Below are 25,003 nucleotides of genomic sequence, written 5' to 3' on the forward strand. Positions count from 1 at the left end.
TTAGTAATTTTAGTCAATTAGTCTAGAGTACGTTTGATTTCAACGATTTCGAATACTTCGATCTGGTCGCCAACGCGAACGTCGTTGTAGTTCTTAACGCCGATACCACACTCGTAGCCATTCTTAACTTCTTGAACGTCATCTTTAAAGCGACGAAGTGATTCTAGCTCACCTTCGTAGATAACAACGTTGTCGCGTAGAACGCGGATTGGGTTGTTACGCTTAATCAGACCTTCAGTAACCATACAACCAGCGATTGCGCCCAGTTTCGGTGACTTAAATACGTCACGTACTTCAGCAAGACCAATGATTTCTTGCTTGAATTCAGGAGCAAGCATACCGCCCATTGCTTGTTTAACTTCGTCAATCAGTTGGTAAATGATTGAGTAGTAACGTAGATCAACGCTTGCTGCTTCAATCGCACGACGAGCAGAAGCATCAGCACGAACGTTAAAGCCAAGGATGATTGCGTTAGAAGCTTCTGCAAGTACTGCATCAGTTTCAGTAATACCACCAACACCAGAACCAACGATGTTCACTTTAACTTCGTCAGTAGACAGTTTCAGTAGTGAGTCTGCAATCGCTTCTACAGAACCTTGTACGTCTGCTTTTAGTACTACGTTTAGTTCAGCAACTTCACCAGCAGTCATGTTAGAGAACATGTTCTCTAGTTTAGATTTCTGCTGACGAGCAAGTTTCACTTCACGGAACTTACCAGCACGGTAGTTTGCTACTTCACGTGCTTTACGCTCGTCACGTACTACTGTTGCTTCATCACCTGAAGATGGTACGCCTGAAAGACCTAGGATCTCTACAGGGATAGATGGACCAGCTTGAGTGATTTCTTGACCTAGTTCGTCACGCATTGCACGAACACGACCGTATTCTTGGCCACAAAGAACGATATCGCCTTTGTTTAGCGTACCTGATTGAACAAGTACGGTTGCAACTGGACCACGGCCTTTATCTAGGCGAGATTCAACAACAACACCAGACGCCATGCCTTCAGCTACAGCCGTAAGTTCAAGAACTTCAGACTGAAGAAGGATAGCTTCTAGAAGACCATCGATATTTGTACCCTGTTTAGCAGAGATGTGAACAAACATGTTCTCACCGCCCCATTCCTCAGGGATTACGTCGTATTGAGCTAGCTCATTCTTAACGTTATCTGGGTTCGCGTCTTCTTTATCGATCTTGTTCACAGCAACAATTAGAGGAACACCAGCCGCTTTCGCGTGCTGAATCGCTTCAACTGTTTGTGGCATTACGCCATCGTCTGCTGCTACAACAAGAACAACGATATCTGTCGCTTGAGCACCACGAGCACGCATTGCAGTAAATGCTGCGTGTCCAGGAGTATCAAGGAACGTGATCATACCGTTGTCAGTTTCAACGTGGTAAGCACCGATGTGCTGTGTGATACCACCCGCTTCGCCTGAAGCAACGTGTGTACGACGGATGTAGTCAAGTGTTGACGTTTTACCGTGGTCAACGTGACCCATGATAGTTACAACTGGAGCGCGAGGTACTGCTTCTGCGTTAGTGTCGCGATCAGATAGTACTGCTTCTTCCAGTTCGTTCTCTTTACGGAGAACGACCTTGTGACCCATTTCTTCAGCAACAAGTTGTGCTGTTTCTTGGTCGATCACTTGGTTGATAGTCGCCATAGCGCCCATCTTCATCATCACTTTGATAACTTCTGTCGCTTTAACCGACATCTTGTTAGCAAGTTCAGAAAGAACGATTGTTTCGCCAATTACTACGTCTTGTTTTGCTACAGTCGCAGACTTATCGAAACCGTGTTGCATTGAAGTTGGCTTAGCAAGTTTGCCTTTGTTACGGCCCTTACCACCACGTTGGTTACGACCACCACGTGACTGCTCTTCTCTAGCTGGTTTCTTCTTCTTACGACGAGCACCGCCTTCTTCTTTACGGTCAGCTGCATCTTCAGCTTCACGAGCGTACGTAGAAGTGGTTACGTGGTAGTCAGAGTTTTCAAGTTCTTTCTTCTTAGACTCTTCTTCAGACCAACGAGCTTCGTTTTCTTCTGCAAGTTTACGAGCTTCTTCAACAAGCTTAGCTGCTTCTTGCTCAGCTTTACGTTGGGCTTCTTCTTCCTGACGACGCTTTAGCTCGTCAGCTTCTTTCTTCGCTTGCGTATTAACATCCGCATTTTTTGCATTCATGTCTTTCTTAGCCTTTTCAGCTTGTGCGCGTTTTGCCTTTTCTTCAGCGTCACGTTTTGCATCCGCTTCACGTTTCACTTTCTCTTCGGCTTCGCGCTGTGCTTTCTCTGCAGCTTCACGTTTGGCTTGTTCTTCTGCCTCACGCTTCGCAAGCTCTTCAGCTTCACGCTTTGCTGCTTCCTCAGCCTCACGTTTTGCATCGTCTTCGATAGTGCTGCGCTTCACATACGTGCGCTTCTTACGCACTTCTACTTGAACATCCTTACTTTTGCCGCCACCTGCTGCAACACTTAGTGTGCTGCGAGTCTTACGCTGAAGCGTCAGTCTAGTAGGTTCAGATTCGCCCGACGTATCGCCGTGCTCTTTCTTCAGGTGAGAGAGAAGCTTTTGCTTCTCTTCATCCGATACATGGTCAGAACTCGCTTTGTTCATGCCAGCGTCAGCAAGTTGTTCCATTAAGCGGTCGACTGGAGTACCAATCTCTTCACTCAGAGCTTTAACTGTTAATTGTGTCATGCCGCTTCCTCCTTGCTGATATTATGCTTCTTCGCCGAACCAACAGATGTTACGTGCAGCCATGATAAGCTCACCTGCGCGTTCTTCTGTCAGGCCTTCAATACCTTCTAAATCGTCGATACCTTGGTCGGCTAGATCTTCTAGTGTTGCAACACCTTTCGCTGCTAGTTTGAACGCCATTTCACGCTCTAGACCTTCAAGACTTAGTAGGTCTTCAGCCGGCTCAAGACCTTCAAATGACTCTTCTTGTGCTAGTGCGATAGTGGTTAGTGCGTCTTTAGCACGGCTACGTAGTTCTTCAACAAGTTCTTCGTTAAGACCGTCTACGTCAAGCAGTTCGTTAACTGGTACGTATGCGATTTCTTCTAGCGTTGAGAAACCTTCTTCAACAAGCAGTTGAGCGAAGTCTTCTTCAATGTCTAGGTACTTCATGAAGTTCTCGATTGATGCTTGAGATTCTTCAGCGTGTTTTTTCTGAAGATCTGCAACAGTCATTACATTCAGTTCCCAACCAGTTAGTTGAGACGCTAGACGAACGTTCTGACCTGCACGACCGATAGCTTGAGCTAGGTTATCTGCTTCAACTGCGATGTCCATTGAGTGTGCATCTTCATCAACAATGATTGATGCTACGTCAGCTGGCGCCATTGCGTTGATAACAAACTGTGCTGGGTTATCATCCCAAAGAACGATATCGATACGCTCACCACCAAGTTCGCCAGATACTGCTTGTACACGTGCACCACGCATACCAACACAAGCGCCCACAGGGTCAATGCGTTTATCGTTTGTTTTAACCGCGATCTTAGCGCGAGAACCAGGATCACGTGCCGCACCTTTAAGCTCGATGATCTCTTCAGCGATCTCAGGCACTTCAACACGGAATAGTTCTGCCAGCATTTCAGGCTTAGAACGCGTGATGAACAGTTGGAAACCACGAGCTTCTGGAGCTACTTTGTACAGAAGACCACGAACACGGTCACCTGGACGGAAGTTTTCACGAGGAAGTTGGTCATCACGTAGGATTACCGCTTCAGCGTTGTTACCAAGGTCCATTACGACAGTTTCACGGTTTACTTTCTTAACAACGCCAGTGATAAGGTCACCTTCGTTGTCAATGAACTGTTCAACGATTTGTGCACGCTCAGCTTCACGTACTTTCTGTACGATAACTTGCTTAGCCGTTTGTGTCGTAATACGGTCAAAAGTAACTGAAGGGATATCATCTTCAACAAAGTCGCCTAGTTGAAGTTCTGGATCTTCATACTGTGCAGCTTCTAGCGAGATTTCTTTTGTTGGATTTTCAACATCTTCTACGATCAACCAACGACGAAATGTTTCGAATTCGCCCGTTTTACGGTCAATAGCAACACGTACGTCGATTTCGATCTCGTACTTTTTCTTAGTAGAAGTTGCTAGAGCAATCTCAAGAGCTTCAAAGATACGCTCACGAGGTACCGCTTTTTCATTCGATACCGCTTCTGCTACCGCTAAAATTTCTTTACTCATTGTATTTAGCCTCTAAGCTTAAACTTTTTTAGGGAACTAAAATTTAGGGATCAGGTTAGCTTTTGAAATGTTACTTAGAGCAAACTCTTCTTGTTGCCCTTCAACAGTAACCGCTATTGTCTCACCATCAACGCTGTGGATAGTACCTGCCCACTTGCGGCGGTTGGCAACAGCCATTTTCAATACGATGCTGACCTCGTGACCAATAAATTGCTCGTAATGTGCTGCTTTGAAAAGTGGTCTTTCTAAGCCTGGAGAAGAAACTTCTAGGCTGTAAGCAACAGAAATTGGATCTTCAACGTCTAATACTGCACTTACCTGATGGCTAACTTCTGCACAAGCATCTACATTGATGCCATTTTCATGGTCGATGTAAATACGTAACGTTGAGTGCGCACCCGCACGAATAAATTCTAATCCAACCAACTCGTAGCCTGATGCCTCTACTGGAGCTTCAAGCATTTCAGTAAGTTGTCTTTCTAAACCAGTCATTTTAACCACTCCAGAAACAAAAAAAGGGCTCAGAGCCCAATCAAAAAACCAAGCAGTATCTGAGAGATTATAAAAACTCAGATAACAAAAAACCCCGAAAGTCGGGGTTTTATGCTGCTGGACCCTGATACGTTAAGAATAGCCAAAAATACTTTTCTTAACTCACAGTGTGGTTAGCACTGTGCAAACTTGCCAATCGCATCATTCTTTCCAATGAAAGAAGAGATTGGTTGCGGGGGCCGGATTTGAACCGACGACCTTCGGGTTATGAGCCCGACGAGCTACCAAGCTGCTCCACCCCGCGTCCGACTTGCTGAGCATTATACCCTCAAACAAGTGATTTACAAGTTTGTAAATTCATGGTGCCGAGAGAGGGACTCGAACCCTCACACCAAAGGCACTAGCACCTCATGCTAGCGTGTCTACCAATTTCACCATCTCGGCTCATAAACTTTTACAGCTTATTGAGGAATCTCATCACCAGTAGGTGCTGGAACTTCACTCGCTGCATCTTTAACTTGTTCTACAACTGGTTGACCTAACGTTGGGTCTACCCATTGTGACTCAGTCTTGTGCGTAGACATACGACCAAGTAGCAAGCTAATGATAAAAAATACGGTTGCTAAAATAGCAGTTGTTCGAGTTAAGAAATTACCTGAGCCGCTTGCGCCAAACACTGTGTTTGAAGCACCTGCACCGAACGAGGCTCCCATATCTGCGCCTTTACCTTGTTGAATCAACACAAGGCCAATCACACCAAGCGCCGCCAACAGGTAAATCACAAGTAGAACTGAAAACATTTTTTCCACCTATGTTCCAAATTGTTGAGCCAGCGCCGTTCAAAAATAACACTTTCATTTTAGAACAAGGCTAGCGACCTCCTAACAGGAGGCGGAGCAATACTAGCGAAAGCCAGTAACGCTGACAAGGGAAAATTAGCAAAAAATCAGCACTAACGCATTAAGCGCTCAAAAAAAGGGCAAAAGTTGCCCTTTTCTCTCGCAAAAGGCATTAAAGCAATGATTAACAACTCGCTTTTACAGCTTCCGCAATCTTAAGCGCAGAGCTTTGAACGAGATCTGCATCCTCACCTTCCACCATAACACGGATCAATGGCTCGGTGCCTGACTTACGAAGCAACACACGACCCTTATCGCCTAACTCCGCTTCAACCGCCGCTACAGAGTCTAGTACGGCTTGCTCTTCAAGTGGATTGTTATCACCAGCAAAACGAACATTCTCAAGCACTTGAGGGTAAAGTGTCATACCTTGCGACAAATCGTGCAACGACATATCACTGCCAACTACAGACGCAATCACTTGCAGTGCTGCCACGATAGCATCACCCGTAGTTACTTTGTCTAGCAAGATAACGTGACCTGAATTTTCCGCGCCAATTTTCCAGCCTTTAGCAAGTAGCTGTTCCATGACATAACGGTCACCCACTGCTGCACGCACAAATGGAATGCCTAATTGTTTCAAACCATTTTCCATGCCTAGGTTTGTCATTAGCGTACCAACGACACCACCTTTTAGCTCACCACGACGCAGAGCATCACGTGCGATGATGTAAGCGATTTGGTCACCGTCAATCTTGTTGCCTAGATGGTCAACCATGATAATACGGTCACCGTCACCATCGAACGCCAAGCCGAGATGAGCTTGCTCTTCTACAACGCGCTTTTGTAAAGCACGAACGTCAGTCGCGCCAACTTCAGCGTTGATGTTAGTGCCGTTTGGCTCTACACCCATTGCGATCACTTCTGCACCTAACTCTTTAAATACGTTAGGAGCGATGTGGTAAGTCGCACCGTGTGCACAGTCAACGACAATCTTAAGACTTGCTAGGCTAAGCTCCGATGGGAATGTGCTCTTACAAAATTCAATGTAACGACCAGCAGCATCATTTAGACGTGTCGCTTTACCTAGCTCAGCAGACTCGACACACTCGATGTCTTTATCTAACTCAGCTTCAATAGCAAGCTCGATATCATCTGGTAATTTAGTACCTTCAGACGAGAAGAACTTGATACCGTTGTCGTAATAAGGGTTGTGTGAAGCAGAAATAACAATCCCCGCTTCCGCGCGGAAGGTTTGCGTTAGGTATGCCACCGCCGGTGTTGGCATCGGACCAGTAAAGGTCGCTTTTAACCCCGCAGCAGCAAGGCCGGCTTCCAGTGCAGATTCAAGCATATAACCAGAAATACGCGTATCTTTACCGATGATCACTTTCTTAGTACCTTGTTTTGCTAGTACACGACCAGCAGCCCAGCCAAGCTTAAGTACGAAATCAGGGGTAATTGGGTATTGTCCTACTTTCCCGCGCACACCGTCGGTACCAAAGTAACGTCTTTTATCAGACATAAAACTTTCCTTAATTCTTTTAGATATTATTTTTCGTCATCTCGACAATTTTCATTGCTTCAATGGTTTCTTCAAAATCATGAACTCGAATGATCTGTGCACCTTTCATCGCTGCCAAAGTCGCACAGACAACGCTTGCGTTAGCACACTCGCTCGCTGGCTTATCCAATAATTTAAAAATCATGGACTTACGCGAAAGCCCAGCCAATATAGGTAAACCAAACTCATGAAACTTGTCGAGATGAGCAAGCATATGATAATTGTGTTCTATGGTTTTGCCAAAACCAAAACCAGGATCAAGAATAAGTTGTGACTTTTCGATCCCTACCGATTCGCACGTGGTAATACGTTCATGCAGAAATTCAGCCACATCACTCATCAAATCATCATAGTGAGGGTTGGCTTGCATGGTTCGAGGTTGCCCTTTCATGTGCATCAAACAGATTGGTAAGTTTGATGCAGCAGCCACCTCTAACGCTCCCGGCTCTTGAAGGGCGCGAACATCATTAATGAGATCTGCACCAGCCTCAATCGCTTGACGCATCACTTCAGCTTTACTGGTATCAACAGAAATCCAAACATCGTGCTTTTCACGGATAGCTTTGATCACAGGAATAACACGTTGCAACTCTTCTTCTAATGTAACGTCTGGCGCTCCGGGACGTGTTGATTCGCCACCGATGTCAATAATGCTCACTCCAGCCTTAATCATTTTCTCAGCTTGGATCAAAGCAGAATCAAGATTATTAAACTTGCCACCATCAGAGAATGAATCCGGCGTGACATTGAGAATCGCCATCACGTGAGGATGGGATAGGTTGAGGGATTTATTATTTGCTTTAATGATCATAGCTTTAATAATTACAACATAAACAAAAACCCCGAGCTTAACTCGGGGTTTATTATCAAAGACTACTCTTTATTCAGAGTCTTTCTTTTCTGGCACTTCGCTTGAAGTCGCTTCTTGAGTCGTTGATTGCTCTACTGGTTTAGTAGGCTCAACAGACTTCTCTTCCGCTTTTACTTCAGGCTTCGCTTGAGGCTTATCGTCGTCTTCTGGTTTATTAGTAGGTTTATCCCCCCAACCAGCAGGCTCACGAATATCTTCTTTACGTTCCATCAGGTCGTCAATTTGGCCAGCATCAATGGTTTCATACTTCATTAGCGCGTCTTTCATCGCATGCATGATGTCCATGTTATCTTCCAAAATTTGCTTCGCACGATCGTAGTTGCGGTCGATGATCTTACGGACTTCGTCATCGATAAGCTTCGCTGTATCATCAGACATGTGTTTAGTCTGCGTCACACTACGGCCAAGGAATACTTCACCTTCGTCTTCTGCATAAAGAAGCGGACCTAATTTTTCAGAGAAGCCCCACTGTGTCACCATCTTACGAGCAATATCTGTTGCACGTTCAATATCGTTGGATGCACCAGTTGATACTTTCTCTTTGCCGTAAATAAGCTCTTCAGCCAGTCGACCACCATACAAACTAGAAATCATCGACTCAAGATGTTGACGGTTCATGCTTACGCGGTCTTGCTCTGGTAAGTACATTGTCACACCAAGCGCACGTCCGCGTGGAATGATAGATACTTTATACACTGGATCATGTTCAGGCACGAGACGACCAACAATAGCGTGACCAGCTTCGTGGTAAGCCGTAGACTCTTTTGTCTCTTCAGACATCACCATTGAACGGCGCTCTGCACCCATCATGATTTTGTCTTTTGCTAGTTCAAACTCAACCATAGATACATTGCGTTTGTTGCCACGAGCAGCAAACAGTGCAGCTTCGTTGACCAAGTTAGCAAGATCAGCACCAGAGAAACCAGGCGTACCACGTGCAATGAGAGAAGGCTCTACATCGCCAGCAAGAGGTACTTTACGCATGTGTACTTTAAGGATCTGTTCACGACCACGTACATCAGGTAGACCAACCACAACTTGACGGTCAAAACGGCCTGGACGTAGCAACGCTGGGTCCAATACATCTGGACGGTTAGTCGCAGCGATAACGATGATACCTTCGTTACCTTCGAAACCATCCATTTCTACTAGCATTTGGTTAAGTGTTTGCTCACGTTCATCGTGACCACCACCAACACCAGCACCACGCTGACGACCTACCGCATCGATCTCATCAATAAAGATGATACAAGGTGCCGCTTTCTTCGCTTGTTCGAACATGTCACGCACACGAGATGCACCAACACCAACAAACATTTCTACGAAGTCAGAACCTGAGATAGTAAAGAATGGTACTTTTGCCTCACCTGCAATGGCTTTCGCTAGTAGCGTTTTACCAGTACCCGGAGGACCAACCATTAGAACACCCGTTGGAATCTTACCGCCCAGCTTCTGGAAACGGCTTGGGTCACGCAGATAGTCCACCAGTTCTTTAACATCTTCTTTTGCTTCATCACAGCCTGCGACGTCAGCAAAAGTTGTCTTGATTTGTTCTTCGCTCATCATACGAGCTTTACTCTTACCGAAGGACATTGCGCCTTTACCGCCGCCGCCTTGCATTTGACGCATGAAGAAAATCCACACACCAATCAGTAAGATCATTGGGAACCAAGAAATAAAGATAGTACCAAGTAAGCTCTGCTCTTCAGGAGGCGTACCTTGTACTTTCACATTTTGGTTGATTAGGTCATCTAGAAGCTTCTGATCATACACTGGCATGTAGGTGACCATTTTGGCACCACCGCCACGACGAACGAAACTAATCTCACCGTCTTTAAAAGTTGCTTCTTGAATCTGGCCTTGGCCAACTTCCTGTACAAACGTGGTGTAGTCCACGGTTCTGCCGTTGCTCTCTCCAGGGCCAAAGCTCTGGAATACCGACATCAACACGACAGCGATAACAAGCCACAGAATTAAATTTTTTGCCATGTCACTCAAGGTGTCAGCCTCTCGATAACTAATTGTAATTAAAGGTAGGGTACTACAGTTTATTAGCTGTAGCTATAGTGTTAACCATGCTCTAAACGAGCGAAATAGTTAACCTTTGTAACCAGTGGCTACAACGAAGACTTCTCGTGAGCGAGCTCGCGATGAGTCTGGTTTTCTGATTTTTACGGCTTTAAACATGTTTCGGACTTCTTTAACGTACTCGTCGAAGCCTTCACCCTGGAAAACCTTTACGACAAAGCTACCATTAGGTGCTAGAACTTGTCGACACATATCTAAAGCCAATTCAACTAAATACATAGCTCGCGGCTGATCTACTGAGTTGTTGCCTGCAATATTAGGCGCCATATCAGACATTACTACGTCTACCATCGAAGGTTGGATTCTTTCCAACAACGCTTCTAATACCACATCGTCACGAAAGTCACCTTGTAAGAAGCTTACACCAGCGATTGGATCCATTGGTAATAAGTCACACGCAATGATTTGTCCTTCGTCACCTAATATCTTAGCAGCATATTGAGACCAGCCCCCCGGAGCCGCGCCTAAATCGACGACAGTCATACCAGGTTTCAACAATTTATCTTTCGTTTGGATCTCATCAATTTTGAAGTAAGCACGAGAACGATAGCCTTTTTTACGAGCTTCGTTAGCGTATTTATCATCAAAGTGTTCTTTCAACCAACGACCAGAACTAGCCGAATGTTTTTGTTTACTCATTTTAATCCCAACAAGGCGTAAATAGGAGCTATTGTTCTAATAGGCTCAACCTATTGCTCAATAAATTATAGTCTTCAGCAATAGATGGCGTTAAAATAGCTTTTTTCAACCCTTATTTTAAAGAAAATTGGCCGCGTAATGAACCTAAGCACCAAACAAAAGCAGCACCTTAAAGGCCTGGCTCACAGTTTAAAACCTGTTGTGCTAATGGGCGCAAATGGACTTACAGAAGCCGTGCTAGCAGAAATTGAAATCGCTCTAAACCATCACGAACTGATCAAAGTGAAAGTTGCATCAGAAGACCGTGAGACAAAACAGCTAATCATCGACGCTATCGTACGTGAGACGGGCGCTGAAAAAGTTCAGACTATTGGTAAAGTACTTGTGCTATACCGCCAATCTGAAGAGCGTAAAATCGAAATTCCTCGTAAGTAATCTCAACTTACCCTATGGAAGAAGAAAAGGTCGCCAATGGCGACCTTTTTTGCATCTAACGATAAGACATATCGAGTGATTACACGTATTCTACGCTATCGATTTCGAAGTCTTTCGCACCACCTGGGGTTTGAATAACGACTTCGTCGCCTTCCATCTTACCAATCAAACCACGAGCAATTGGAGAACTAACAGAGATTCGACCCGATTTAATATCAGCTTCGTCATCACCAACAATTTGGTAAGTTTTTTCTTCTTCTGTATCGCAATCGATCAAAGTCACTGTTGAACCAAAAATCACTTTGCCTGTGTTGTCCATCTTGGTTACGTCGATAACCTGAGCCACAGACAGTTTGTATTCGATGTCACGGATTTGTGCTTCACAGATACCCTGCTCTTCTCGAGCCGCGTGGTATTCTGCATTTTCCTTCAAGTCACCAAGTTCGCGTGCTTCTGCGATTGCTTCTGAAATCTGTGGGCGAAGCTTTAGTAGACGATCGAGTTCTGTGCGTAGCAATTGTTCGCCACGCATTGTCATTGGAACTTTTTCCATTATATAACCTCAAGGCCAAAGGTGTCTTTGGACAAAAAAAGCCCACCCAACCAAATGGCTAGGTAGTGCGTTCGAAGATTTGTTTCAGTTAGTTTAAACAAACTCCGATATGAAATCACCCTAATTCGATTTCACAGCGTGACAGCGAAAGAAATACCTCGTCATGAATTGTTTTTAGATTTAACCATCATCGCAGTTTATTGGAAAACAACACTGTTCATTACACTAAAAACATCAAAAAAGATAAAAACAAATCAATGTCAGACCAATGTTAGCCTCAACCTAACCGTTTAAATACAACAACTTACACTAAAAATCCAGACAATTGAACACTGTTCATTAGTTGGATTTATATCATTTTACTAACTCATAAGGAAACTTTAGCAGTAAAACATGTCCGGCAAGCTGTTACGTCATAGCTTTTTCGAATGTGGGCGATTCTCACGAGTGAAACTATACGCACAACAACAGCTTGTGAGAGATAACCTCTCCCCCATAAAACAATGATTATGGACAGCTAACTAGGACAAATAAGATGAAAAAGACTCTAATTGCTCTTTCTGTATCTGCAGCAGCTATGGCAACTGGCGTTAACGCAGCTGAACTTTACAACCAAGACGGCACTTCTCTAGAAATGGGCGGCCGTGCTGAAGCACGTCTATCTATGAAAGATGGCGACGTAGCGGATAACTCTCGCATCCGTCTAAACTTCCTTGGTACTCAAGCAATCAACGACAACTTATACGGTGTTGGTTTCTGGGAAGGTGAGTTCACTACAGCTGAAGAAGGCGGCGTAGACGGCAACAGCAATCTAGACACTCGTTACGCATACGCTGGTCTAGGCGGTGCTTTCGGTGAAGTTACTTACGGTAAGAACGACGGTGCGCTAGGCGTTATCACTGACTTCACAGATATCATGGCTTACGCTGGTAACACAGCTGCTGACAAACTAGCTGCTGCTGACCGTTCAGACAACATGTTCTCTTACAAAGGCCAATTCGAAAACCTAGCAGTTAAAGCTAGCTACCGTTTTGCTGACCGTGTAGAAGAAAACGGCGCATACAAAGACAACGGCGAAGATGGCTACTCTCTATCTGCAATCTACACTCTAGGTGACACTGGTCTTGACCTAGGTGCTGGTTACGCAGATCAAGCTGACGCTAACGAATACATGCTTGCTGCTTCTTACACTATGAGCGATCTATACTTCGCTGGTGTATTCACTGACGGCGAAAAAGAAGCTGACTTCAAAAACACTGTAGACTACACAGGTTACGAACTAGCGGGTGCTTACACTCTAGGTCAAACTGTGTTCACTTCTACGTACAACAACGCAGAGACAAACGGCGATACTTCAGCGAACAACTTCGCTATCGACGCGTCTTACTACTTCAAGCCTAACTTCCGTGGTTACGTATCGTACAACTTCAACCTAATTGATGCTGGCGATAAAATGGGTTCAACTGAATTCGCTAACCACAAAGCGACTAAAGCTGACGCAGAAGACGAGCTAGCTCTAGGCCTACGTTACGACTTCTAATTCAGTCTTAAGACTTGAAGATAAAATGCTCGCACTATGCGGGCATTTTTTATATCCAGAATTCTGCAATTTTTCGGTATATACTCAATTGCATAACTAACCTCACGAACTTTCACTATGCGCTTACCTTGGTCTTTATTACTTTTTTCTAGTCTCGCCCCACTCACATCTATGGCTTATCCTCATCAAGAGGTTTTGCCAGAAGGCTCCCGTGTCAGCTTGATTGCTGAAAAACTCAACGACCAAAGTGAGCTAACCGGTATTAATCCAACCGACCAATATTTCCCGCCAGCTAGCACGCTAAAAGTCGTCACCGCTTTGGCTGCGAAACTTGAACTGGGAAACAACTTTGCTTTTCGCACTACCCTAGAAAGCTCTAGCTCGGACGCCGTCATTCATTTTTCTGGTGATCCAACGTTGTTGACTGGCGATCTCAAAAATCTACTGACTCGCGCAAAGAAAAACGGTTTAACGCAAATCAAAGGCGACCTATGGCTCGATAATAGTGCCTTTACTGGATACAACCGTGCGGTCGGTTGGCCGTGGGACATTCTAGGGGTTTGTTATAGTGCGCCAGCATCGGCGATCACTCTAAATGACAACTGTGTTCAAGCTTCCATCTACACCAAGAAAAACGGTTCAACACGGGTTTATGTTCCTGAACATCAACCAATTAATGTCAGCACTAGTGTAAAAACCGTGTCTAGAAGCGTCCAAAAGAGCCGTCATTGCGATTTAGACCTAATTGCTAAGCCCGACAACCATTATGAACTTAACGGCTGCCTCGTTGACCGAGGGGACAAACCGTTACCTCTTAAATTTGCCGTACAAGACCCAGAAAGTTACACCAGCAAAAAATTAGAGAAGTTGCTTAAACAAGTTGGAATCAGCTTGAAAGGCAATATCCGTATCGGCACGCCTCCAGAAAAGCAGCGTAAATTGCTCGCGATACATAAATCGAAGCCTTTACCTCAATTGTTGGATCAAATGCTTAAACGCTCTGATAACCTTATTGCCGATACACTGACCAAAACATTGGGCGCGAAGTTTTTTGTCCAGGCGGGAAGCTTCGCCAATGGTACAGAAGCGATCAAGCAAATTATTTTTGCCAATACTGGGGTCGATATCCGTAATGCAAGACTAGAAGATGGCTCTGGCTTATCACGTAACAACCGAATCTCAGCGACCTCTATGGCGGCAATCCTGCGTTACATTTGGCAGCATGAGAAGGAACTCAACCTAATCGCCATTATGCCAAAGTCAGGTGAATCTGGGACTTTGCAGTACCGAAAAAGTATGCGTAAGGCACCGATCAAAGGGCAGTTGATAGCAAAGAGTGGCTCGTTATACGGGACTTACAATATGGCAGGGTATGGGTTAGATAAGAATGGTAAACCAAACACTGTGTTTGTTCAGTTTGTATCGGATTATTTCCCAGAAAAAAGGGACGATAACAAACCTGTCGTCGCCCCTATTACGCGTTTTGAAAAACTCTTCTATCAAGACATTATCAGCTTCAGTCAGGCAATACCTAAGAAGTAGTTAACAACGGTAAAGTAAATCCACATACCTGAGATATCAACAATTGATGCTAAAACTGGGCTCACCAAAACGGCAGGGTCCAGTTTAAATGCTCGAGCAATAATAGGCAGTAGCCCACCTAATGTCGTCGAAATAGTCACCTGAATAAACAGAGCGACTGCAATAGCAAATGCGATGGTTTCAAGCTCAAAACCGCCCGTTGATTGATTACCGCTAAACAGCATAATTCTGCCAATCATCACGATAGAAATCGTAAACGCGATACATAAAGCGACGCGGCTTTCTTTCCAAAGCACTGCAAGCCATTGACGCTTCTTAAGCTCCCCAGTTGCAAGAGCTCGGATAACTAACGTAGCCGCCTGCGTTCCTGTATTACCACCAGCAGCAGCAATCACAGGCATGTATACAGCCAGCAAAACCAATTGGCTTAGTGTGTCCTCGTATTGAGCGATGATAAGTCCAGAGACAATACCAAGTAATGCAAGGGCAATGATCCAGCCAATACGCTGCTTCACATGCTCGATAACACTCGTCGATAAATAACCGTCCGGTGTATCAACCTCTGACATATGCAGCCCTAGCTGGTGCGCATAATGTCTCGCTCGTTTGTCATACCCTGCTTGTTCTAGTTGAGCAATTAGGCTGTTCACATAACCAACCGAGCAGTGCTGTAAAATACCGACGGCTTCGTCGATAGGCATTACGGTCAATAAGTGTAGCTGTTGCTCCTGCTCATATTGCAGAAATGCATTACGAGCGGCACCAATTTCAACCTCTGAGAAGTTTGGTGTTGTTTCAATAAAAGTGTTGTTCATTACCGTCATGGCGAATCTCCCGATTGGCATTGGTAACGACCATCGACAACGCACGCAAAAGGTTGTTCGCGCACTTGCTTTCTATATAACAAAATCAAGATGCGTGAAGACATCAATGCAATTGCACTGTCTGTTCAGAATTAGTTGAAGGAAATAACAAGAAGGAAAAATAGAAAAGATGCCTTACCACTCAGGTAAGGCGGAGATCGCCAATACCGAAGCGGGTTATTTCGCTCCCTTAATCTTACTCACCCAGCAACTGGGAGGATGGTCGGTATTGTTCATGTAAATCTCCGATAAAGCTGCTCATTTTGCAGCGCGCGTATAGTAACAAAGTTCATCTGTTTTTACAGTCAATGTCACACGATTTCACTAAATTTTAATACAAAAAAAGCGCCTATTAGGCGCTTTCATTTTGGGCAGTTATTGATTACTTAATAGTAATACGTGCAAATTTGCGTTTGCCAACTTGGAATACGTAAGTTCCAGATTCTGGCGCAAACTTCGCATCAGCAACTTTCTCGCCTTCAATCTTAGCTGCGCCTTGTTTAACCATGCGCATTGCTTCAGAAGTTGAAGCACATAGACCAGCTTCTTTCAGTAGGTTTGCTACTGGTGTGCCCGCTTCAAAATCAAACTCAGGCATTTCATCTGGAATTTGGTTCTTAGCAAAACGGTTCACGAATTCTTGCTCTGCCGCATCAGCATCCGCTTCACTATGGAAACGAGCAATGATTTCTTTCGCTAACAGTACTTTAATATCACGAGGGTTCTTACCTGCTTCCACGTCAGCTTTGAACTGTGCAATTTCTTCCAATGGACGGAAAGACAGTAGCTCGTAGTAGCTCCACATTAGATCGTCAGAGATAGACATGATCTTACCAAACATTTCGCTTGGCGCTTCGCTAATACCAATGTAGTTACCAGAAGATTTAGACATCTTCTTCTCACCGTCTAGACCAACAAGCAGTGGCATCATTAATACCACTTGTGGTTTTTGACCGTGAGATTTTTGCAGTTCACGACCCATTAGTAGGTTGAACTTCTGGTCAGTACCACCAAGCTCAACGTCTGTTTCCATTGCTACTGAGTCCCAACCTTGCAGTAGTGGGTACATAAACTCATGAATAGCGATTGGCTGACCACCTGCGTAACGCTTTTTAAAATCGTCACGTTCTAGCATACGTGCAACCGTTTGGTTTGCCGCTAGACGAATCATACCCTCGGCACCAAGCTCAGATAGCCACTCAGAGTTGAACTGAATCTTAGTCTTAGCCGGGTCAAGAATCTTAAATACTTGCTCTTTGTATGTCTCTGCATTGCGCAATACGTCTTCACGGCTAAGTGGAGGACGCGTTGTGTTCTTACCTGTTGGGTCGCCAACCATTGCAGTGAAGTCACCGATTAGGAACGTCACTTCATGACCTAGCTCTTGGAACAAGCGAAGCTTATTGAAAATAACCGTATGGCCTAGGTGGATGTCAGGTGCTGTTGGATCGGCACCGAGTTTAATACGTAGAGGACGGCCTTCTTTTAGTTTCGCGATCAGCTCTTCTTCTGGAATCAGCTCTTCAACACCGCGCTTAATCTCGGCTAATGCAGCTTCAATGCTCGCCATTCTTGTTCACTCCCACAGATTTGGCAAAAATATAATAGCTGAACATCTTACTTGAATAGCGATGCATTTTGAAACACGTTAGACTAGGTAGTTGTCAATTTTTACGTTTAATTTAGCAATCAAGTACCTTATGCATTCGATTTTTGTCAGACTCCCACTCTTGCACAAAGTATTGATCGGCTTTTTTAGTGCCCTCATCATCTTTGCACTATTCTTTTTGCCTGATCCGCAAGACCTCGACCCGCAGCAAAGCCGACTCAAAGTTGGTGAGCACTATTCGGTACCAATTTCTGTAGAATCTCCCGAGCGCAGCGCCTCTTCTAATCTTCCTTCTGTTTTGCGTTGGGAAACCTACAAAGTCAAAAATGGCGAAAGCGCTGCCGTCCTGTTTAATCGTGTAGGGCTCTCCCCTCGTCTTCTTCACGAACTCATCACTTCAGATAAAGAGATCAAAGCGCAGCTTACTCGGCTTCGTCCCGGAGACCGATTGCAATTTGGCTTTGATGAAAATAACGATTTTATACAGCTAAAACGTACATTGAATGCTTTTGAAACTTTCCGTATCAAGTTGCAGGGAAGTAAATACGTCTCTGAAGTCGACAAAAAAGAAGTCGACTATCAATACAACTACGCCGAAGCGACGATTAAATCTAACTTCTGGAATGCTGGTATTTCATCGGGATTGAATGCAAATCAAATCATGGAGCTGGCGGGAATCTTTGGTTGGGATATCGACTTTGCGCTGGATATTCGTAAAAACGACACCTTCCGAGTACTTTATCAAGAAGAGGTCGTCGAGGGCGAAGTCATTGGACGTGGTAAGATCATCGCCGCAGTCTTTAAAAACCAAGGTGACACCTTCACCGCGATTTTAGATGAGAAGAGTGGTAAGTACTTCGACGAAAATGGTCGAGCAATGAAAAAGGCCTTCTTACGTGCGCCTCTGGATTTCCGCCGTGTAACCTCAAACTTCAACCCTCGTCGCCTTCACCCAGTAACCGGGAAAGTTCGCCCTCACCGTGGTACAGACTATGCAGCACCAGTTGGTACTCCAATTTGGGCTGCGGGCAACGGCGTAGTGCTTAAGTCGGCTTACAACAAATTCAATGGTAACTACGTCTTCATTAAACACAGCAATACCTATGTGACTAAGTACTTACACTTAACCAAACGTATGGTGAAGACAGGTCAACGTGTTAAACAAGGACAAACGATTGGTACTCTAGGTGGTACTGGACGAGTAACCGGACCTCACCTGCATTATGAGTTCTTAGTAAACGGCGTACACAAGAACGCAAGGACGGTAAAATTGCCGCAATCGAAATCTTTGACGGGGAAAGCAAAGCAAACCTTTATGGCTAACGCGAAAATCAGCATGGCGAAGCTTGACCGTTACAGTAAGTTACTCGCAATGAAATAATGTTGAGTGATGCGAGTAAAAATTGAATCACCAAGAGGCAGCCTAGGCTGCCTCTTTTGTTTCTGTTTGAGAATCATCAATATTATGCTCACGTCCAAGCATTAGCAGGCAAGGCGTTAAAACCAAAGTCAGCACGGTCGCAAATGCCAAGCCACCAGCAACTGCGGTTGCTAATTGTGACCACCACTGGGTACTTGGTGCGCCAAATTCAACTTTTTGATTCACCAAATCGATGTTCATTTCTAACACCATTGGCAACAAACCTAATATGGTCGTCACTGTGGTAAGCAAGACAGGGCGCAAGCGCTGAACCCCAGTCCGTAATATCGCGTCCGACTTTTCTAGACCACGTTTACGCATTTGGTTGTAGGTATCGATCAAGACGATGTTGTTGTTGACGACAATACCCGCTAACGCAATAACACCAATACCTGACATGATAATACCGAACGGTTTTTGGAAGATAAGCAAACCGGCAAATACTCCAACCGTAGAAAACAGGACGGCACTAAGGATCAAAAAGGCTTGGTAAAAGCTGTTGAACTGGGTAATCAAAATCAACGCCATAACGCCAAGTGCAACCATAAAGGCACTTTGTAAAAACGCAGAAGAGTTTTCTTGCTCCTCGTTTTGACCGCGAATTTTAAACTCAATACCAGCAGGCAAGCGCAGCTGCTCTACTTCTGCAGCTATCTTTGGTAATTCAAGAGCAAGGTTATAACCTTCAACCATGTCTGCTTTGATGTTCACTACGCGTCGACCATCAACACGTCGAATCGTATCTTGCTTATGGTCCGGCTTAATCTGCGCAAAGTTCGTGATCGGCACTAAGCCAGCCGCCGTTTTTACGCGTAATTGATCAAAGCGCCCGATATCCCGCTTATCTTGCGGATAACGCACTAAGATATCGACTTCTTCATCGGCATCATCGGGCAGATAATCACCAATCTTCAAACCGTTAGTCACAAACTGGACAGTATTACCAACCAAAGTCGCATCAGCAGCAAAACGAGAAGCATCGTCTCTGCGGATATCAATCTGCCAATCAATCCCCTCTTTATTAGTGGTGTCACTCAAGTTAGTTAAAGCGGGATTGCGATCAGCCCAGTAACGAACCATTTTGGCCGCACTGTCTAACTGATCAATGCTTGAGTTTTGTGCCGACATTTCAATGACGAGATCATGCTCTACTGGCGGACCAGCATCGGGGAATTTGTACTCCAACTCTACGCCTGAGAATTGATTAGTAGTCTGTTTGAGCTCTTCAATGATGTCTTTCACTTTGCGACGATATTGCCAATCGACAGGCGTAATCTGAATCTGACCAATCTCATCACCATCATTTGAATCCGTTCCGGTACGCGTATAGACACTCTCAAACTCATCGTGTCCTAGCATGACTTTTTCGATCTCTTTCATCACGACGTCTTTTTCGTTGATCGATAAATCACCGTAAGAACGCACCTTGACGGTAAAGAAAGCAGGATCTACCTCTGGAAAAAACTCCGCACCTAAGCCAGCTTTGCTGTAAGTAAAACCGACTCCACCCGCAAGCAATATCGCACTGAGTAACACTTTAAGTGGGTGCTTAATCGCAATCGACAACGTACGATAGTAAAGCTTTGTAATGCCCGTCGCTTTCTCAAACTCTCCGTTGTGCAAGTCAACCATCTCTTGCTGGCTTTTCTGGTTAACAGCTTGAGGCTTACCGATGATTCCGCCTATAACTGGCACAAATAACAACGCCATTACAAGAGAAGCAGTCAAGGTTGCAATTAAGGTTAATGGTAAATACTTCATGAACTCGCCAGTAATATCTGGCCAAAAGAGTAATGGAGCAAATGCGGCGAGAGTGGTGGCCGTAGAGGCTGTAATCGGCCATGCCATACGTTTTGCAGCATCACGATAGGCTTCTTTACGTGGTATACCCTCTTGCATCCGCCTATCGGCAAACTCTGTCACGACAATAGCCCCATCAACGAGCATGCCGACTGCCATGATGAGAGCAAACAACACAACAATGTTGACCGTTAAGCCAAATACCGACAGAACTAATAACCCCGTCAGGAAAGAACCCGGAATAGAGATCCCAACAAGCAACGCCGTTCGAACCCCAAGAATTGCAATGATAACAATCACCACAAGAATGATTGCCGAGAGAATGTTGTTTTGCAGATCGTTGAGCATCAGTTTGACGTCATCAGACTGATCCCACGTGTATTTGACTTGTAGGTTATTCGGCCACTCTGAACGCTTTTGTGCCTCGAGCATTACTTGTTTGACTAACTCAACTGTCTCAATGATGTTTTCACCCGCGCGCTTTTTGACGTTGAGAACAACAGCAGGATTACCATCTAAGCGAGCAAAACTCTCAGGATCACGAAACGCCCTACGCACCGTCGCCACATCTCCAAAGGTAATCACCTCTTTGCCATTAACTTTAATTGGCAACTCTAAGACGTCTTTTAAAGAATCAAAAACAGAAGGGACTTTAACTGAGAAACGACCATATCCCGTATCGACAAAACCTGCTGCTACGACACGGTTGTTTAACGCGATCAAGTTGTAGATATCCGCTTGATCCAAACCGTAGCTTTCCATCAGCAATGGATCGACGACGATCTCTACAATGTCCTCCCGATCTCCCGCAATATCGACTTCTAGCACCTGACGATAGCTTTCTAATTTATCGCGAAGTACACGGGCAATTTGTACGGTTGTACGTTCTGGTACAGTCCCGTAAAGCACAACCGTAAGTACTGGTTCTTCAGAGGCAAATGTGACTTCATTTACGGTCGGTTCATCGCTGTCTTCTGGCAACTTCGGCTTAGCTAGATCGACAGCATCACGCACATCGGCCATTGCTTCAGCAAGATCGACGCCTACACTGAACTCTAACGTCACAGAGGCATGACCTTCTGAAGCCACAGCGGTCATTTCTTTTACGCCTTCAATCGAACGCAACTCTTGCTCTATTGGGCGTACCAATAAGCGTTCAGCATCTGTTGGTGAAATCCCCTGATGCCCAACAGAAACATAAATGATTGGGATAGTGATGTCGGGACTCGACTCTTTGGGGATCGTGATGTAGGTGATCACACCTGCAATCAAAATCATCACCAACAAGGTGAGCATGGTACGTGCACGCGATAACGCAGCATCAATCAAAGCAAACATATTGCCTCCTTACTGCTGATTCGCGGCTTCGATGGCGTCATCCACCTTGGTCGCCATCACTAAATCACCATCACGCGCAAAACCTTGTCCGAGCACAATGATATCAACTTGGTCGCCCAATCCAGACAGCCAAACGCCATCTTTTTCGGCTTTCACAAGTTGAATAGGAACAAAGTGGACATGCTGATCACTCAGTGTCTTGATGCCAAGGTTGCCTTCTTCATCGAGCGCGAGCATCGCTGCGGTCACTTTTACGGCCAACACTTCACTCAAAGACAACACGACTTCGGCACTGATCCCCGCCGGCATTACACTCTCACGGTTATCAATTTCGATCTCAATGGGGAACGTATTAGTTGAAGTCGAAGACACACGTCCGATATAACGAATTGAGCCTTGGTGGTGAAGGTTGTTGATCGTGCGAACGTCAGCGACTTGGCCTTCTTTTAAATACTGAATGTGACGCTCGCTCACATCCGCCTCGATGACTAACTTTTCAAGGTCAATAACGGTGGCGATCGGATCGCCAACACCAACAAAATCACCAACTTCAACGAATCTATGGTCAAGAATGCCATCGAAAGGCGCTCTTACTTTGGTGTTTTTGAGTGCAGTTTCAACGTTACTTAGGCTTGCTCGAGCATCAACCAAGGCAGCTTGTGCTGTGGCAAACGCAACTTCACCCTGTAAGCCTCGATTTTTCAGAGACTCTGCGGCTTTAAACTCTTTTTCTTTAACACGCAGCATCGCTTTAGCGCGTTTGAGCTGAATATCGAGGTCACGTTCATCAATATTGGCAATCACCTGCCCTTGTTTCACGCTTTGCCCTTTTTGCACATTCAAACTGATGATCTTACCTGCGACTTCAGCCCCTAGGCGAGCTTGTCGATTTGGTGCAGTGCGACCGTACAGTTCAATGGTTTTGCTGGTTGGTTGGGCGGTAAAAGAGTTGAACATCACCTTAGCAACAGGTGTGTCTTCAGATTGAGAGTTTGAAAGAGAAGCCGTTTCGTCTTGTGCTTTAAGTTGACCCATTGCGAGCCAAGCAGCTAAAGCGATCACAAGCGTTAGAGAGACTAGCCATGGACGCTCTACAATACGACGTCCAAAAGAAGATCCAGACATACAAAGTCCTTTTTATTTTTAGCTCGCAGCTCTCTTTGGAACTGGGAGTGCGTTTACGTGACTTCCTGCTACGTAAAACTCAGGCAGCCAATTGGCTGCCTGTTGTCGTGTTAATTAAACACTGAATGATGCACCACAACCACAAGTTGTCGTCGCATTTGGGTTATTGACGAAGAAGCGAGCTCCTTCTAAACCTTCTGTGTAATCAACCACGCCACCGATTAGGTATTGCAGGCTCATTGGGTCTACAACCAGTGTTACACCGCTGTTTACGATTGTTGTGTCGCCTTCATTTACGTTCTCATCAAATGTGAAACCGTATTGGAAACCACTACAGCCGCCACCAGTAATGTATACGCGTAATTTCAGCGCTGGGTTTTCTTCTTCCGCAATCAACGTTTGAACGCGAGATGCCGCGGCATCAGAAAAAGACAATGGTACGTTTACTTCGCTCACGAAGACCTCTCTCACTCGTGTAATGCGTCAAGCCTGAAGCAAGACGTCAAATTTGTGCTAATTAGAGCGATTATCCAATACCTGACCAACTCGTTCAAGTATTCACCGTCGATTCTTTATATCCGATGCTGATATGTAAGATTACAACGCCAGACTACACATAAATTACCCAAAACGTTTCTAACTTGAAATTAGCTAGGTACAATGCGCTCCACTTGGTCCGAGCAATCAAAAGAGGATAACCCCATGACCAAATCATCAGAGCTATATCAAAAGGCTCAGCAAACCATTCCTGGCGGTGTGAACTCACCAGTTCGTGCATTCAACGGCGTTGGCGGTTCTCCGCTATTTATCGAACGAGCAGACGGTGCCCTGATTTTTGATGCCGATGGTAAAGCGTACATTGATTACGTTGGCTCTTGGGGTCCTATGATTCTAGGTCATAACCACGCAGTTATCCGTCAAGCAGTTATCGATGCAGCACAACGCGGTCTAAGTTTTGGTGCGCCAACTGAGATGGAAATCGCGATGGCTGAGCTTGTATCTGAGCTCGTGCCATCAATGGAACAAATCCGCATGGTGAGCTCTGGCACAGAAGCAACCATGAGTGCTATCCGTCTTGCTCGTGGCTTCACTGGCCGTGACAAGATCATGAAATTTGAAGGTTGTTACCACGGCCACGCTGACAGCTTGCTAGTAAAAGCGGGCTCTGGCGCACTAACTCTAGGCCAACCAAGCTCTCCTGGCGTTCCTGCAGATTTTGCTAAGCATACGTTAACGGCAACATTCAACGATCTAGATTCAGTACGTGAACTGTTCGCTGCAAACAAAGGCGAAATCGCTTGTATCATCGTTGAGCCAGTTGCGGGCAACATGAACTGTATTCCACCAGTAGAAGGCTTCCATGAAGGTCTACGCGAAATCTGTGACCAAGAAGGTGCACTACTGATATTTGATGAAGTAATGACAGGTTTCCGTGTTGCTCTTGGTGGCGCACAAGCACACTACAACATCAAACCAGACCTAACGACACTAGGTAAGGTTATCGGTGGTGGTATGCCAGTGGGCGCTTTTGGTGGTCGTAAAGAAGTCATGCAATACGTAGCGCCAACAGGCCCTGTTTACCAAGCAGGCACGCTTTCTGGTAACCCAGTTGCAATGGCAGCAGGCTTTGCATGTTTGAACCTTCTAAAAGAAGAAGGGAACGAAAAGCGCCTAGCAGCAAAAACTAAGCAACTTGCACAAGGCTTCAAAGAACTTGCCGACAAACACGGCGTGCCATTGGTAGTAAACCAAGTGGGCGGTATGTTTGGCTTCTTCTTCACTGACCAAGAAACCGTAACGTGCTACAAAGACGTGACTAAGTGCGATGTTGAGCGCTTCAAACGTTTCTTCCACCTAATGCTAAAACACGGCGTATACCTAGCGCCATCGGCATTCGAAGCAAGCTTCACTTCTCTTGCACACGGCTCAAAAGAGATCGATGCAACATTAGAAGCGGCAGATCGCTGTTTTGCAATTCTGGCAGAAGAAGCGAAGTAAGCTTTTCTCCCCAGAACATCAATACTAAAAAGGACCTTCACGGTCCTTTTTTATTGCCTGCATTACGCTTGCCAGT

Annotated in this window: 19 protein-coding genes and 2 tRNA genes; 5 read left to right on the plus strand and 16 right to left on the minus strand. The window is 45.2% G+C overall.

Going from position 1 to position 25,003, the window contains the following annotated elements; all coding sequences use genetic code 11:
- Positions 1–17: 17 nt before the first annotated feature.
- From infB to rlmE, 10 genes are all read right to left on the minus strand, one after another.
- Complete coding sequence (gene infB, locus ATB76_RS19245; protein WP_038865880.1) at positions 18–2,702, minus strand: translation initiation factor IF-2; 2,685 nt, start codon at positions 2,700–2,702, stop codon at positions 18–20.
- Between the two features lie 21 nt (positions 2,703–2,723).
- Complete coding sequence (gene nusA / locus ATB76_RS19250; RefSeq protein WP_061035961.1) at positions 2,724–4,211, minus strand: transcription termination factor NusA; 1,488 nt, start codon at positions 4,209–4,211, stop codon at positions 2,724–2,726.
- A gap of 36 nt (positions 4,212–4,247) precedes the next feature.
- Complete coding sequence (rimP, locus tag ATB76_RS19255) at positions 4,248–4,703, minus strand: ribosome maturation factor RimP (RefSeq protein ID WP_038865875.1); 456 nt, start codon at positions 4,701–4,703, stop codon at positions 4,248–4,250.
- A gap of 227 nt (positions 4,704–4,930) precedes the next feature.
- Positions 4,931–5,007 (minus strand) — tRNA-Met (locus ATB76_RS19260).
- A 56-nt stretch (positions 5,008–5,063) separates the two neighbouring features.
- Positions 5,064–5,147 (minus strand) — tRNA-Leu (locus ATB76_RS19265).
- Between the two features lie 17 nt (positions 5,148–5,164).
- Positions 5,165–5,503, minus strand: a complete 339-nt coding sequence (secG, locus tag ATB76_RS19270; RefSeq protein WP_010649836.1) for a preprotein translocase subunit SecG — start codon at positions 5,501–5,503, stop codon at positions 5,165–5,167.
- A 223-nt stretch (positions 5,504–5,726) separates the two neighbouring features.
- Positions 5,727–7,067: a phosphoglucosamine mutase gene (gene glmM / locus ATB76_RS19275; protein WP_038878962.1), complete on the minus strand. Its 1,341-nt coding sequence runs from the start codon at positions 7,065–7,067 to the stop codon at positions 5,727–5,729.
- 19 nt (positions 7,068–7,086) lie between these two features.
- Positions 7,087–7,917: a dihydropteroate synthase gene (gene folP, locus ATB76_RS19280; protein ID WP_038865870.1), complete on the minus strand. Its 831-nt coding sequence runs from the start codon at positions 7,915–7,917 to the stop codon at positions 7,087–7,089.
- A 69-nt stretch (positions 7,918–7,986) separates the two neighbouring features.
- Positions 7,987–9,966, minus strand: coding sequence for an ATP-dependent zinc metalloprotease FtsH (gene ftsH, locus ATB76_RS19285; protein WP_038865868.1), 1,980 nt, complete (start codon positions 9,964–9,966; stop codon positions 7,987–7,989).
- 108 nt (positions 9,967–10,074) lie between these two features.
- Complete coding sequence (rlmE, locus tag ATB76_RS19290; RefSeq protein ID WP_038865866.1) at positions 10,075–10,704, minus strand: 23S rRNA (uridine(2552)-2'-O)-methyltransferase RlmE; 630 nt, start codon at positions 10,702–10,704, stop codon at positions 10,075–10,077.
- 138 nt (positions 10,705–10,842) lie between these two features.
- Here rlmE and yhbY point away from each other — a divergent pair, with 138 nt between their 5' ends.
- On the plus strand, positions 10,843–11,139 hold the full coding sequence (gene yhbY, locus ATB76_RS19295; RefSeq protein ID WP_005380066.1) for a ribosome assembly RNA-binding protein YhbY: 297 nt from the start codon (positions 10,843–10,845) through the stop codon (positions 11,137–11,139).
- Between the two features lie 79 nt (positions 11,140–11,218).
- Here yhbY and greA read toward each other — a convergent pair whose 3' ends face one another.
- Positions 11,219–11,692, minus strand: a complete 474-nt coding sequence (gene greA / locus ATB76_RS19300) for a transcription elongation factor GreA (RefSeq protein ID WP_038865864.1) — start codon at positions 11,690–11,692, stop codon at positions 11,219–11,221.
- A gap of 535 nt (positions 11,693–12,227) precedes the next feature.
- On the opposite strand from greA, the gene ATB76_RS19305 reads away from it, so the two are divergent.
- Positions 12,228–13,232 (plus strand): porin, encoded by a 1,005-nt coding sequence (locus ATB76_RS19305; protein ID WP_038865862.1) that lies wholly within the window; start codon positions 12,228–12,230, stop codon positions 13,230–13,232.
- Between the two features lie 117 nt (positions 13,233–13,349).
- Positions 13,350–14,774 carry a serine-type D-Ala-D-Ala carboxypeptidase gene (gene dacB, locus ATB76_RS19310; protein ID WP_038865861.1) on the plus strand — a complete coding sequence of 475 codons (1,425 nt, stop codon included), beginning with the start codon at positions 13,350–13,352 and terminating at the stop codon, positions 14,772–14,774.
- Here the strand turns inward: dacB and ATB76_RS19315 are convergent.
- Positions 14,753–15,598, minus strand: coding sequence for a magnesium transporter (locus ATB76_RS19315; RefSeq protein ID WP_039976195.1), 846 nt, complete (start codon positions 15,596–15,598; stop codon positions 14,753–14,755). The genes dacB and ATB76_RS19315 overlap by 22 nt on opposite strands.
- A gap of 421 nt (positions 15,599–16,019) precedes the next feature.
- Complete coding sequence (gene tyrS / locus ATB76_RS19320; RefSeq protein WP_038865855.1) at positions 16,020–17,207, minus strand: tyrosine--tRNA ligase; 1,188 nt, start codon at positions 17,205–17,207, stop codon at positions 16,020–16,022.
- A 130-nt stretch (positions 17,208–17,337) separates the two neighbouring features.
- On the opposite strand from tyrS, the gene ATB76_RS19325 reads away from it, so the two are divergent.
- Positions 17,338–18,627: a peptidoglycan DD-metalloendopeptidase family protein gene (locus ATB76_RS19325; RefSeq protein ID WP_042603158.1), complete on the plus strand. Its 1,290-nt coding sequence runs from the start codon at positions 17,338–17,340 to the stop codon at positions 18,625–18,627.
- A gap of 42 nt (positions 18,628–18,669) precedes the next feature.
- Here ATB76_RS19325 and ATB76_RS19330 read toward each other — a convergent pair whose 3' ends face one another.
- From ATB76_RS19330 to erpA, 3 genes are all read right to left on the minus strand, one after another.
- Positions 18,670–21,804 carry an efflux RND transporter permease subunit gene (locus ATB76_RS19330; RefSeq protein WP_061035962.1) on the minus strand — a complete coding sequence of 1,045 codons (3,135 nt, stop codon included), beginning with the start codon at positions 21,802–21,804 and terminating at the stop codon, positions 18,670–18,672.
- Between the two features lie 9 nt (positions 21,805–21,813).
- Positions 21,814–22,929 carry an efflux RND transporter periplasmic adaptor subunit gene (locus ATB76_RS19335; RefSeq protein WP_061035963.1) on the minus strand — a complete coding sequence of 372 codons (1,116 nt, stop codon included), beginning with the start codon at positions 22,927–22,929 and terminating at the stop codon, positions 21,814–21,816.
- A 114-nt stretch (positions 22,930–23,043) separates the two neighbouring features.
- A complete protein-coding gene (gene erpA / locus ATB76_RS19340; RefSeq protein ID WP_005439421.1) occupies positions 23,044–23,385 on the minus strand; it encodes an iron-sulfur cluster insertion protein ErpA in 342 nt (113 codons plus the stop codon).
- 246 nt (positions 23,386–23,631) lie between these two features.
- Here erpA and hemL point away from each other — a divergent pair, with 246 nt between their 5' ends.
- On the plus strand, positions 23,632–24,927 hold the full coding sequence (gene hemL, locus ATB76_RS19345; RefSeq protein WP_061035964.1) for a glutamate-1-semialdehyde 2,1-aminomutase: 1,296 nt from the start codon (positions 23,632–23,634) through the stop codon (positions 24,925–24,927).
- The last annotated feature ends 76 nt before the right edge of the window (positions 24,928–25,003 follow it).

It is taken from the genome of Vibrio sp. MOR3, assembly GCF_001557775.1.
In the GTDB taxonomy this organism is placed as follows: domain Bacteria; phylum Pseudomonadota; class Gammaproteobacteria; order Enterobacterales; family Vibrionaceae; genus Vibrio; species Vibrio jasicida.